This is a genomic window from Methylophaga sp. F7, from assembly GCF_056863975.1.
On record NZ_CM166511.1, the window covers coordinates 294168 to 307208 of the forward strand.

General features: G+C 45.2%; 12 protein-coding genes and 1 tRNA gene. 5 read left to right on the forward strand and 8 right to left on the reverse strand.

Annotation, left to right across the window (positions count from 1 at the left end):
• Positions 1–620: 620 nt before the first annotated feature.
• Both AC08OG_RS01505 and pqqA (AC08OG_RS01510) read left to right on the forward strand, forming a co-directional pair.
• Positions 621–1697 (forward strand): NAD(P)-dependent alcohol dehydrogenase, encoded by a 1077-nt coding sequence (locus AC08OG_RS01505; RefSeq protein ID WP_292354429.1) that lies wholly within the window; start codon positions 621–623, stop codon positions 1695–1697.
• 107 nt (positions 1698–1804) lie between these two features.
• Positions 1805–1876: a pyrroloquinoline quinone precursor peptide PqqA gene (gene pqqA / locus AC08OG_RS01510; RefSeq protein ID WP_081443609.1), complete on the forward strand. Its 72-nt coding sequence runs from the start codon at positions 1805–1807 to the stop codon at positions 1874–1876.
• A 285-nt stretch (positions 1877–2161) separates the two neighbouring features.
• On the opposite strand, the gene AC08OG_RS01515 is transcribed toward pqqA (AC08OG_RS01510), so the two are convergent.
• Both AC08OG_RS01515 and AC08OG_RS01520 read right to left on the reverse strand, forming a co-directional pair.
• On the reverse strand, positions 2162–2311 hold the full coding sequence (locus AC08OG_RS01515; protein WP_482929934.1) for a hypothetical protein: 150 nt from the start codon (positions 2309–2311) through the stop codon (positions 2162–2164).
• A 352-nt stretch (positions 2312–2663) separates the two neighbouring features.
• Complete coding sequence (locus tag AC08OG_RS01520; RefSeq protein WP_482929935.1) at positions 2664–3356, reverse strand: plastocyanin/azurin family copper-binding protein; 693 nt, start codon at positions 3354–3356, stop codon at positions 2664–2666.
• A 231-nt stretch (positions 3357–3587) separates the two neighbouring features.
• Here AC08OG_RS01520 and pqqA (AC08OG_RS01525) point away from each other — a divergent pair, with 231 nt between their 5' ends.
• A complete protein-coding gene (gene pqqA, locus AC08OG_RS01525) occupies positions 3588–3659 on the forward strand; it encodes a pyrroloquinoline quinone precursor peptide PqqA (protein ID WP_081443609.1) in 72 nt (23 codons plus the stop codon).
• Between the two features lie 192 nt (positions 3660–3851).
• On the opposite strand, the gene AC08OG_RS01530 is transcribed toward pqqA (AC08OG_RS01525), so the two are convergent.
• Together AC08OG_RS01530 and AC08OG_RS01535 are read right to left on the reverse strand one after the other, a co-directional pair.
• The gene (locus tag AC08OG_RS01530; RefSeq protein WP_292403648.1) at positions 3852–4919 is read right to left on the reverse strand and encodes a mechanosensitive ion channel family protein; all 1068 of its coding nucleotides are present in this window, start codon (positions 4917–4919) and stop codon (positions 3852–3854) included.
• Positions 4920–5404: 485 nt separating this feature from the next.
• Positions 5405–6127 carry a plastocyanin/azurin family copper-binding protein gene (locus tag AC08OG_RS01535; RefSeq protein WP_292354436.1) on the reverse strand — a complete coding sequence of 241 codons (723 nt, stop codon included), beginning with the start codon at positions 6125–6127 and terminating at the stop codon, positions 5405–5407.
• Positions 6128–6628: 501 nt separating this feature from the next.
• Here AC08OG_RS01535 and AC08OG_RS01540 point away from each other — a divergent pair.
• Complete coding sequence (locus AC08OG_RS01540; protein ID WP_292354438.1) at positions 6629–7489, forward strand: aldo/keto reductase; 861 nt, start codon at positions 6629–6631, stop codon at positions 7487–7489.
• Positions 7490–7539: 50 nt separating this feature from the next.
• Here AC08OG_RS01540 and AC08OG_RS01545 read toward each other — a convergent pair.
• From AC08OG_RS01545 to AC08OG_RS01560, 4 genes are all read right to left on the reverse strand, one after another.
• Positions 7540–7626, reverse strand: a tRNA-Leu gene (locus tag AC08OG_RS01545).
• 52 nt (positions 7627–7678) lie between these two features.
• Positions 7679–9412, reverse strand: coding sequence for a chloride channel protein (locus AC08OG_RS01550; protein WP_482929936.1), 1734 nt, complete (start codon positions 9410–9412; stop codon positions 7679–7681).
• A 5-nt stretch (positions 9413–9417) separates the two neighbouring features.
• A complete protein-coding gene (hemN, locus tag AC08OG_RS01555) occupies positions 9418–10791 on the reverse strand; it encodes an oxygen-independent coproporphyrinogen III oxidase (RefSeq protein WP_482929937.1) in 1374 nt (457 codons plus the stop codon).
• Positions 10792–10877: 86 nt separating this feature from the next.
• Positions 10878–11549 (reverse strand): LOG family protein, encoded by a 672-nt coding sequence (locus AC08OG_RS01560; RefSeq protein ID WP_292403757.1) that lies wholly within the window; start codon positions 11547–11549, stop codon positions 10878–10880.
• Between the two features lie 177 nt (positions 11550–11726).
• Here AC08OG_RS01560 and purD point away from each other — a divergent pair, with 177 nt between their 5' ends.
• A complete protein-coding gene (purD, locus tag AC08OG_RS01565; RefSeq protein ID WP_292354446.1) occupies positions 11727–13019 on the forward strand; it encodes a phosphoribosylamine--glycine ligase in 1293 nt (430 codons plus the stop codon).
• Positions 13020–13041 lie beyond the last annotated feature (22 nt).

Sequence of the window (13041 nt, forward strand, 5' to 3'; positions counted from 1 at the left end):
ACCATTAAGTTCTTTTTATCCAATCACAGTCATAAGCAATAAGCAGTCCAATTATCATAGAAAACGTAATATTCAGCAAAACAAGAATAGGCCTGAGGTACTGATTTTTTAAGGATGCAGAGAGGGTCAGGATTGAGTCTTACTGCGAGCGAAGAAGGTGCGGTCAGCACCAAAATGGGGCATAAATATTGCGCAATATTATGGCGAGAAAAAGGCAATTTGGCGCTACATTTTGTAGTAGCTGTTAGTTATTTTTTGCTTTCATTGATAAGTCAGTGATTCGTTACAATCAAACCCTTGGTTTTTCGTCTGGCTGATATCGTTTTTTTAAATATTAGATGTGATTCACGGTTTCTGAAACGAATTAGGCGGATAACTAATCTCAACAGAAGATCCTTCTGGTAGTTGACGTTGTCTCTCTCGTTGTTTTTGTCAGGCTTATGCCTGACTTTTTTTATCACCCCCCATAAATTTATTGCAGTGCTTAAGTTACGGCAAAACAAGTTGTGCCTTAAATGATCTGGGTCAATGACATAAAATCCCAAAAGACCTAATCTGGTTTTATCGCTCCCGCTTTTACAGCTATGGGAACATCTCAGACAATTATGAGGAGTCGCGTTATGGCAACTATGATGAAAGCAGCTATTTTTATTGAGCCAGGCCGCATCGAGATTGATGATAAACCCATTCCCGACATTGGCGATAATGATGCATTAATCAAAATTTCCACAACCACCATCTGTGGCACGGATGTGCATATTCTTAAAGGTGAATATCCCGTTGAAAAAGGTCTGACAATTGGCCATGAACCCGTCGGGGTGATTGAAAAGCTGGGCAAAAATGTTCAGGGCTACCATGAAGGGCAACGGGTGATAGCCGGTGCAATCTGTCCCAGTTATACCTCCTATGCCTGTCAGGATGGCTGTTCGGCACAAGATGGTGGAGCACACTCTCATGGATATAAACCTATGGGTGGCTGGCGGTTTGGCAACACCATTGATGGGGCACAGGCCGAATATCTTCTGGTGCCGGATGCGCAGGCGAATTTATCCCCTGTGCCAGAAAATTTAACCGACGAACAGGTCCTGATGTGTCCCGATATTATGTCCACCGGTTTTGCCGGTGCTGAATCAGGCAATATTAAAATTGGGGACATTGTGGCGGTATTTGCTCAAGGTCCGATTGGCTTGTGTGCCACAGCCGGGGCGCGATTAAAGGGTGCCAGTTTTATCATTGCGGTAGATGGGGTGGATGAACGTCTGGCGATCTCCAAACAAATGGGCGCAGATGTGACACTGGATTATAGAAAAGATGATGTGGTTGCCGAAATACTGAAACTGACCGGTGGACGTGGTGTCGATGTCGCCATTGAAGCCCTTGGACAACAAAGCACTTTTGAAGCCGCGTTGCGTGTCCTGAAACCCGGCGGAACATTATCAAGTCTTGGCGTGTATTCATCCGATCTGACCATTCCTCTCGATGCGTTTGCCGCAGGATTGGGCGACCACAAAATCGTTACCTCACTATGCCCCGGCGGTAAGGAACGTATGCGTCGTTTGATGGATGTTATTTCGCACGGCAGACTGGATTTAAGCCCTATGGTGACCCACCGGTTCAAACTGGAAAACATCACCGAAGCCTATGATTTGTTTTCTCATCAACGCGATGGGGTATTGAAGGTGGCTATCGAGATCTGACCAGCAAAATCCTGAGTCCCAACAAGCAATTCACCTTATGGCTATTTATTGTGACAGCGTAATATATGAACCGTAAGACAAACAAAACAACCAACGAGGTGATTATCATGTGGACTAAACCAGAATATTCAGACATGCGTTTCGGTTTCGAAGTAACGATGTACATCTGTAATCGTTAAGATTTGAAACAACGCAAAACAAGAAGCCCCCGAAAGGGGGCTTTTTTGTGGGCGAGTGTTCGGGATTAAATCACGAAATCCTATTCTTAAATATCAAATTTCAGACATAAAAAAAGCACTCATGAATGTGTGCCTGTTTTATTTATTACCGAAACCAGTATCAACTACCACCCCTAAAAACTTACTGGATGTTAAGTGTTTTTTTGTATTAATTTACGACAATCATTGCTTCTGTACATAGTCAGTTGGGAATGTTGCTATAAAGTTTAAAGCTAACTTTATGTTTCAATTTTTCTTTTGAATATTCTGAAAAGCTTTTGCAAGTAGTAAAGGAGCTGACTTTCCAGACATTCTTCTTGGTTTTCTTCCAAATCGACGGCTAATTTCTAACTCATGTTGCTCTTGTGCATCTAATTCTTTGATCAGTCGATCCAATTCATCCTGACTATGAATTATGGCGTGCTCTAATACGCTACGTCTTCGGGTTTTAAGGGGCATTTTAACGATTCCATATAGGTAAATAACGTCAGAGCACGAGCTATTGAAAAAGTTCAACTTTATCCAAAATATACTAAGTCTATGACTAGCTAGGGTTTTTCGACTTGGTCAACAACAGACAATTCCAGGACCAACACTCAATCTTTCTGGGTATGCCGATGCCTTGGATTTAGCTTGTCCAAATACGTTTCCGATCAGTAGACTTATTTCAGGACGGTTCATCAGAAATAAAAAAGGCACTTAAAATAAGTGCCTTTTTGCTATGGTGCCAAGTTATCTGAGCCCGAAATTACATACTTTCTGCTTCAGATATTGCTTTTCTGACCAGACGTCCAGCACCGCCACTGACATCGGCATTTTTAATCTGTTCGAGGTTCACTGGTTCACCTACGATGATCACTCCTCCCATACCTGAACCAATATGCGGTGTGCATTTATAGACGTAAATGCCTTCCTCTGTGAAGGTGTGTTTATAATTTTCACTCATCGGCGAGTTCCATTTCTCGGCACCTTCGGGAATCAAGCCATCTATTGATTCAGAGTTATGTGTGCTCATGTTGCGCCAAGACACAGAGTCACCAGAATTAATTTTGACGACCAGCGGATTAAACTTCAGGCCCTCTGCAGTTACGAAATGCGTTTCTGCTCCTTCACTTTTTGGCTCATCGGCTTGAGCGGCTGCGTCATCTGATGTTCCACTGACTTCTGTTTCTTCAGTTGCCATGGTGTTATCAGTCTTATCAAGCTCAGCTGCAGGTTCATCTTCAATGACCACTTCAGTTTCTGATGGGGCCGGGGTGATATTTTCAGTCGTGTCTATATTGCTCTGATTTTCAGAGCTCATTCCCGTTTCTTGGTTTTGTGTCGTGTCAGAACTGTCATCGCTACCACAGGCTGTAAACAGCGTGGCTGCCGCAAACGACATAGTCAGTGCAATGGCGATATTTCTCGTTTGTGTAAACGCCGAAGTTGCTTTAAACATATTTTGTACTCTCCTGATAAAAAATTCATGTTCCAGATTATGACAGTGGCAAACCCCGTCCGTTCGATTTCCCTCTAAACCGCAAAATTATTATATTCACCCCAGTTGTTTATTGTGAAAATGCATAAAGTAAAATCCTGAGTCCGGATGAGTAAATCACCTTATGGCATTTTTAACTGTCAGCGTAACATTTCAATCGTAAGTTAACGAAATAACTTGGAGGTGATTATCATGTGGACTAAACCAGAATATTCAGACATGCGTTTCGGTTTTGAAGTAACGATGTACATTTGTAATCGTTAAGATTTGAAACCACGCAAAACAAGAAGCCCCCGGAAGGGGGCTTTTTTGTGGCTAGGTGATGCGTTACTCCATCCAAACTTTAAAAAGTTTCGGAATCTCGAATCTCAAGCTTAAAAAAAGCACTTATAAATTGATAGTGTCCAGGGCTGGAATCAAAACTGCACAGGCGCAAAGCCGAGGGGGGTAAATTCCTCATGATGGTCGTTGCTCCGAGCTTTCCTGATCATAGTTTATCGCTCTGATGGGATATGGAATGGTGATGCCTTCTTCTCTATAGCGTTTGTGAAGGGCTTTGATAAACGCTGATTTCACCCAAAAGCGATTGAAATATTCCTGGGCTCTTAACATAACGGTGAAATTAATACTGGAATTGTCAAAAGTGTGAAAAACAACAAATGTCTCATATTCCTCCACTCCCCATTTATGTGATTTGAGAATTTCACGGGCGACTTCGAGCGTTACGCGCTCAACGTGTTCCAGATCAGAGTTGTAGTGCACCCCGACCTCAACCGGTACGGAAAGCTGTTTTTCCGGATAATAATAATTGATCAGCTTCGACTTTGATAAAACACTATTGGGCATTATCACAATATTGTTAGGAAGCATTCGGATCCAGGTTGATCGCCAGCCTATTTTCTCAACAAAGCCTTGTTCACCTGAATCCAGCTCAATAAAGTCCCCCATCCGGATAGGCTTATCGATGACCAGCTGAATGCCGGAAAAGAAGTTCTCCAGTGTCGGTTGCAGCGCCAATGCCAGCGCCAAAGAGGTGATACCCAGTGAGGCGATAATGGGAGTCAAGGAAATACCGATGGTGCTGAGAATCATCAGCAAGCCAAGGCCGAGGATCACGATATGCGTGATACCTTGCATGATGCCTTTGCTGGTTCTGAAACTAACGTTTCTATCGGCATAGCGGCCAACTAAACCGTTCACCAATCTATCAACAAATACCACTAACGCTAAGATGAGCAGAAGCTTGGCAACAATATTAAAAATACTGGAATTTATGTTGACTGAATAATGTACCAACAACTGTTCAAAGAGTTTGGAAAGGAACGCCAGTAACACAAGTGTGAGGGGGAAGTTGACCGATTTAATGATTATGCCGATTAGGGAGATTTGACTGGTCTCCGCGGCTTTTAAAATACGTGCCAGAATAAATCGCTTAACAAGAGTAAGCGTAATAAAAGCGCCCAAGACAATGATCGTCATCATTGACCATTGGGGCAAGGCATCAAGCCAATCCTGGAACTTCATTACGCAACCTTAATGACTAAGTTAGTAATAACTTATGCAGAAGTTGTGCCCTTAATGAGAAAGCGGTCAGCGTGTTTCGTATCAAGTGATAGGACAGAAAATGATGCAATTTCTGAGCGTTATATCGTTAAAGATGCACGGTTTGTTGGCAGGCTGAACCAAAAAAGTGCACCTTAAAATTTATTTAGCCGTTCCTGAATACATTCAACGCGGTACTAATCAGGTAATGAAGAATTAAAACCTTTAAGCAAAGTAACCCCATCAATATATATACTTTTTTAGACAGTTTTTAACTCGTCCGTGTCATCGTGGTGGGCTTGCACTCAAAAAAAGCCCCAACACTTTTCAGTATTGGGGCTTTACTATTTCTGATGGTGCCGGGGCCGTAATCGAACAGGCCATTACGTTAGTTTCTCCACCCCAACACTCATATGCTGATTCCGTTTTGAATCCGCTTTTTGGTATCAACTTCTCAGGCAAAAAAACTACATACTTTCTGCTTTAGAAATAGCCTTTCTGACCAAACGGCCAGCAGCGCCCTTGGCATCGGCGTTTTTAATCTGTTCCAGATTGACTGGCTCGCCCACAATAACGACGCCCCCCATGGCAGCTCCGAAGTGAGGGACACATTTGTAGACATAGATACCATCTTGAGTAAATGTCCGATCATAGTTTTCATTTATGGGTGATTCCCAGTGCTCAGCATCTTCTGGAATCAAGCCATCGAGTGACTTTGTGTTGTGAGTGGGCATGTTGCGCCAGGAAACAGTGTCTCCATTCTTGATGGTGATGACCAGCGGAATGTATTTAAGCCCTTGCGCCATAACAGTATGGGTTTCGGGACCTTCGCTAGCTGGCTCATCGGCTGGAGTAGTGGTTGCTTTATCAGCGGTCGATGCAGAATCAGTCTCTTCAGCTTCAATATTTGTCTCTGTTGCTTCAGTTTGATCCGTCGCAGATGTCTGATCACTCTCAGCGATAGGTTCATCTTCAATGACCACTTCAGTTTCTGGTGCGCTTGGTGTGATGTTTTCAGTCGCGTCCATGTTGCTCTGATTTTCGGAGCTCATTTCAGTTTCAGGGCTTGGTGTGGTGTCAGAGCTGTCATCGTTACCACAACCAGTGATCAGCGTAGCGGTCAAGAATGACATGGTCAGTGCCATTGCAATGTTTCTCGCCTGTGTAAACGTCGTAATTGCTTTGAGCATCTTGTGTTCCTTAATTAAAGGCAAAAAATTTCAACAATAGTGTAACAGTGAAAAACCTGCAGTAGGTTCGATATCCCACTAAATCCAAATATCAGCTTTGTGTTAATTAGCGTGGAGAGCCAGTTTTGATGTTGTTTTTATGCTTATAAAAAGCTAACTGCTGTCAGATTAAGTCTTAATCATTACAAATTAAGCCAAAAAAAGCCCCAACACTTTTCAGTATCGAGGCTTAGATATTTCTGATGGTGCCCGGGGCCGGAATCGAACCGGCACAAGAGGTCGAGTAAGTTAGTTCAAATATCCATAACAGCCTTATATACCCCTGTGATCTCAACTGAATTGAGGCTATCAAGTTGATGTAATCTATGCTTTAACAAGCTTAACGAGAGTAAATCTGATGCAGATACGAACTGTGCATTATGAGCAAGGCTAAATCCATCGTAAAAATAGATGGCTAATCAGACATGTTAACATCAAGAAAAGAAATAGTCGGAGTCGCTCATGGTTAAAACCAATTCACTTGTACAGCAAGCCTCATTCCAACTTGGGCAGTATTCAATTAACCGTATAGGTTTGGGAACTATGCGAGTTACCGGGCCTGGCATATGGGGTGAACCAGAAGATCGTCAGCAATGCCTTCGAGTGTTAAAAAGGGCACCAGAATTAGGCATCAACTTTATTGATACAGCAGATAGTTATGGCCCTAATGTCAGTGAAGATTTAATTCGTGAAGCATTGTATCCATATGATGGCATTTTGGTTGCAACGAAAGCTGGTTTAACCCGGCATGGTGAGAATATCTGGGCGCCACTTGGAAGGCCAGAATATTTGAGGCAATGCGTATTAATGAGTATGCGAAGGCTCAATGTAGAACAGATCGGTTTGTGGCAGTTACATCGAATTGATCCCAAAGTTCCTCGGGACGAACAATTCGCAGCTGTGCAGGAATTTCAGAATGAGGGGCTGATTAAGCATGTCGGCTTAAGTGAAGTGGGTGTCGACGACATTATTGCAGCTCAGAAGTATTTCAAGGTCAGTACGGTACAGAATCAATATAACCTGAAGATGCGGCAATACGAGGAGGTCGTTGATTACTGTACCGAACAGGGTATTGGCTTCATCCCCTGGTACCCCTTGGCAAAAAATGCACTGGCAGAGTCCGCTTCAATACTCAAAACCATTGCCGCGAAATACGATGCCACTCCGAATCAAATTGTGCTGGCTTGGCTGTTAAAACGCAGCCCAGTAATTATTCCCATTCCAGGCACCAGCAAGGTGAATCATTTGGAAGAGAACGTAAAAGCTGGTGATTTTGAACTATCAGACGAAGACTTTACGGCTTTAAGCACCACTAAGTATTGAAAACAAAAAAGCCCCAACACTTTTCAGTATCGAGGCTTAGATATTTCTGATGGTGCCCGGGGCCGGAATCGAACCGGCACGACCGCAAAGTCGAGGGATTTTAAGTCCCTTGTGTCTACCAATTTCACCACCCGGGCAGCAAGCCGCACATTATAAACAAGATTTCACAATTGTTCACACCCAATTCGCTTATTTTCTGGTGGAAGGGGGTAATTGGTAATGGCTTTCGATCATTTCCCGGGTCAAAATCCCATAAATACGGTCGATCATTGGGGTGCTCTGTCGACTGACGTACAGCGCCTCTACTTCATATTTATCAAGCGCCTGATAGGCTTCATGCAGGCTGGTATGCAATGAGATTTTATGCACATTGCGTCTGGTTGCCGGGATTTGCATCAAATCGATTTCTGACTCATCTTCGTCTTCTTTTACGCTCACCGCTCTGGCCAGGTCGCTGGCGGGCATCAAGGCAATCGGATTGCGTTCTTTGGTGATTAAAATCCATTCCGGGTTGTTTTCAAGTGTATGCAGGGCCAAATCGCGATTGATTGTCTGATTCAATACAGCGATATTGCGTTGCATCGCGGCGCCGACACTGATTTTACGAAGCGTTTGCGAGATAGGGTCATTACGAAAATCCAGACCTTTTACTCGCATCATATTGACGAATAGTGGCTCCTGCTTGAAATAATCGTGCGTAATCAGACTGGAAAAGACGATGGCGAGCATGCCCGGCAGAATGATTTCCGGGTTGCCGGTGAGTTCCAGCATGGCCATTAATGCGGCAAGCGGGGCTTTCAGGGTGGCAGACATCATCGCACACATGCCTAACACGGCATAAAAGGTCATTGATGAAGCATATTCAGGCAATAGGATCTGGCCAAAGTAACCTAATATTGCGCCGGCACAGGCGCCGACGACCATGGTCGGCCCAATGACTCCGGCCGGGATGCCTAAACCGACGGTGGCAGAAGATAACAGCAGTTTCATCACCATGATGATGACCAGCGTGCCGATGGCAATATCATTGGCGGAAATACTGCCGATAATGCCATAGCCCATACCCATCACTTCCGGCACCATCATGCCGCACAAGCCCATTAAAATTCCGGCATAAACCGGCCGTAACCATGACGGGTGATTGGTGTATAGATTAGTAAACAGCGTCAGTGTTTTTAACGCAATGGTGGCTAAACCACCGATAACGAGACCCAGGAATATGATGTAGGGCAGTTCCCATAGTGACTGCATCTCGGCGCTGAGGTTGATAAAAACCGTATCGTCACCAAAGGTCAGCCGGCAGACCACTGCGCCGGTGACGGAAGCAAGAATCACCGGAATAAAACTGGCGATGTAATATTCCATCATGATGACTTCCATGGCGAAAATCACTCCGGCAATCGGTGTGTTAAATGAGGCGGCTATGGCCGCCGCTGTGCCTGATGCCACCAAAATCCGAACACTGTTGTTGGGTAACTCCAGACCATTTGCCAGTAAGCTGCCGCTGGCGGCACCCAGATGCACACCGGGACCCTCACGACCAACGGAATGACCGGTGATGATGGCAATACTGGTGCCGATAAATTGGCGAACGGCATTTTGCCAGGGGAGGCGGCCTTCATAAGCGGAGAGCCGTTCGATAACATGGAGGATGCCGGTGGTGCGTTGTTCTTGAGTTAATCCGCGAAACAGTAAACCGATAAGCAGGCCACCGAGAATAGGCAGGCCCAAAAGACCCCACCAGGGCAGGCTGGCAAAGCCTTCGACTTCACCGGAGGGCAATAGCAGCATTTGACCATGTTCAATGGTAAGTCTGAGCAGGATGATGGCAAGGCTGGCCAATAATCCGGTGATAACGGCGAGCACATAGAGCTTTACGCCTAATCTACCAAATATGAAATACTGTCGGATTTTTTCCAGCATCAGCCCTATATAACTTTGGAAAATCGCTGTTTTGCTTGTTGACTGTATTTATCAAACGCCATGCAGATATTACGGATTAACAAGCGACCAGCTGGTAAGACCACAATGTTTTTCCAGTTATACTGCAACAGGCCATCTTCGGCAAATTGTTCGAGCTGAGGGTAGGCATCGGCAAAATATTCTTTAAATTGAATGCCGTATTCCTGTTCGATTTCTACAATGCTCAGTTCAAAATCACAGATTAAACGGGTAATGATTTGACGTCGCAGTTTGTCGTCCTCTGACAGGCTGATGCCACGCATTAACGGTAACTGATTTTGCTTGAGCAGAGTGTCGTATTCGAGCAGGGTTTTTACGTTCTGTGCATAAGCGTCACCGATATTGCCAATCGAAGTGATACCAAAGCCGATCAGATCACATTCGGCGTGAGTGGCATACCCCTGAAAATTACGATGTAACCGATTTTGTTGCTGGGCCAGACTGAGCTCATCATCCGGTTTGGCAAAGTGATCCATACCAATATATTGATAACCGGCCTGCGTTAATTTATTGATCGACAGTTGCAAAATGCTCAATTTCTGCTCTGCAGTAGGTAAGTATTCACTTTTAATCTGACGCTGAGTTTTAAAAAACTTTGGCATATGGGCGTAGTTAAATAATGAGATACGATCAGGATCGGCAGCGATGATTTTATCGAGCGTAGTATCAAAGCCGGATAATGTCTGCAGCGGCAGACCGTAAATCAAATCGACGCTAATCGAGCGAAACTGATGCTGGCGGGCGGCATCGATCACCGCTAACGTTTCAGCCTCGGATTGAATGCGATTAACCGCTTTTTGCACGGCCGGATCAAAATCCTGCACGCCGAGGCTGATACGATTAAACCCAATTCGTTTTAATAGCGCGATGGTATCGGCATTGGCTTCACGGGGATCAATTTCAATCGAGATATCGGCATCGTCGGCAATATGAAAATGCCGACGGGTTTCAGTCATCAGATCCTGCATTTGCTGTTCGCTGATAAATGTCGGTGTGCCACCGCCCCAGTGCAGTTGCGTCACCGGTCTGCTGGTATCAATTAATGCTGCCTTAAGGGCCAGTTCTTTGTAGAGGTTTTCCAGATACGGCGCGGCATGATCACGATTTTTGGTGATAATTTTGTTGCAGGCGCAATAAAAACACACGGTATCGCAAAACGGTAAATGGAAATACAGAGACAGTGGCCCACCGCGCTGGTTGGATGACTCGGCGTGTTCGATGAATTCTTTTGTTTTAAAGGTTTCATCAAACTCCAATGCGGTGGGATACGAGGTGTATCTCGGTCCGGCAGTATCGTATTTCTGGATAAGTTGGCGGTTCACGATCAGCTGATTTTGCATACCAAAAGCCTTGTAACAGTGAGGCAAATGATTATAAACAGCCGATTTTTATCGCAAATGCCTAATGCACGTTTTCTTGATCCAGATCAGACTGGAAAACGTTGATCGTCTTCCGGATGAGCCCCTAAATCAGCAAAATGTTTCTGAATAATCGGCAAGACCTCTTCGGGCTTATCAACCAGATGGAAAATATTCAGATCGTCTTCCTTGATGCAGTCCATCCGCAGCACTTCAGCCCGAAGCCAGTCAATCAGTCCTTTCCAGTATTCTGAGCCATACAAAATAACCGGAAAGTGGCGGATTTTGCGGCTTTGGATAAGGGTTAATGCTTCAAAGAATTCATCCAAAGTACCAAAACCACCGGGAAATACTACATAGCCCATTGAGGATTTAACAAACATCAGTTTGCGAACAAAAAAATAGCGAAAACTCAGGCTGATATCCTGATTCGGATTGGGTTTTTGTTCCATCGGCAGTTCAATATTGAGGCCGACCGAATGTGCCCCCTGTTTGAACGCACCGGCATTGGCAGCATGCATAATGCCGGGACCTCCACCGGTAATAACCGAAAACTTTGCCTGGGAAAGTGACAGTGCAACCTGTTTGGCCGCCTGATAATACGGAGAGTCTTCTGTTAAACACGCACTACCGAAGATGGATACGGCGGGACCAAGCCCATTAAGGGTTTCAATACCGTCAATCAGTTCAGATTGAATGCGGAAGACGCGCCAGGCTTCCGATGTTTTTAAATCTTCCACTTGTATTTTTCTCACTTGGCAAAGGCTGAACATCACAATAATGAAAAGCCGCCACAGTTACAATCCATGCCTTATATAAGCTGACTTGGGTATGTCATAACCATGTATTAATGTTTGGTTATACAGTCATCTACGGTATCATTGCCGCTTTATTTCAGCAGGTGTGGCAACAAGATAATGAAAGTTCTGGTCATTGGTAGTGGCGGTCGTGAGCATGCGCTGGCTTGGAAACTGAAACAATCACCGCGTTGCAGTGAAGTTTTTGTCGCCCCAGGCAATCCGGGAACCGCAAATGAGGCAGGTGTCAGCAATGTCGACATCGCGGTTGATGATATTGATGCGCTGGTGGCCTTTGCACAGCAAAATGATATCGGTTTAACCGTTGTTGGCCCTGAAATTCCATTAGTTAAGGGTGTCGTCGATGCCTTTGAAAAAGCCGGGTTACGCTGTTTCGGTCCGAGCAAGGACGCCGCTCAGCTGGAAGCTTCCAAATCGTTCACCAAAGATTTTCTGGCCCGTCATCAAATTCCTACTGCTGCCTATCAAGTCTTTACCAATATCTCCAATGCCATTGAATACATTCTGGAGCGTGGCGCGCCTATCGTTGTGAAAGCTGATGGTCTGGCTGCCGGTAAAGGCGTTATCGTCGCGCAGACGGTTGAAGAAGCGATTGCTGCAGTTGAAGACATGTTGTCCGGGAATGCCTTTGGGGAAGCCGGTCATCGTGTGGTTATCGAAGAATTTATGACCGGCGAAGAAGCCAGCTTTATTGTGATGGTCGATGGTGAACATATCCTGCCGCTGGCAACTTCACAGGATCACAAAGCTCGCGATAATGGTGATAAAGGACCCAATACCGGTGGTATGGGCGCCTATTCGCCTGCTCCGGTAGTGACAGATAGCGTTTTTGATCGAGTGATGCGTGAAGTTATCGAGCCTACCGTTAAAGGTATGGCAGCTGATGGTCGCCCATACACCGGCTTTTTATATGCCGGATTAATGATTGATGAAACGGGTGCGCCACGAGTGGTGGAATATAACTGCCGTTTTGGTGACCCGGAAACCCAACCTATCTTGATGCGTTTGCTTTCCGATTTAGTCGAGTTATGTGAAGCAGCATTGGATAAAAGACTGGATCAAGTCACCGCTGAGTGGGATCCCCGTGCTGCCGTGGGTGTCGTCATGGCTGCTGGTGGTTATCCGGACAGCTATAAAAAAGGCGATGTGATTAGCGGATTGGATGTCGTGGATTCAGCTGATACCCGTGTATTCCACGCCGGTACAGCATTTGATCAAGATAAAGTTGTCACCGCTGGTGGCCGTGTTTTATGTGTGACCGCTCTGGGTGAAGGTGTTGCTGCTGCTCAACAACAGGCTTATGCTGGAGTCGCAAAGATTCAATGGCAGGATGCCTATTATCGAACGGATATTGCCTATCGTGCAGTTGCCCGTGAGCAACAGAAAGGCTGATAAATTGCGACTTTAAGGAGAA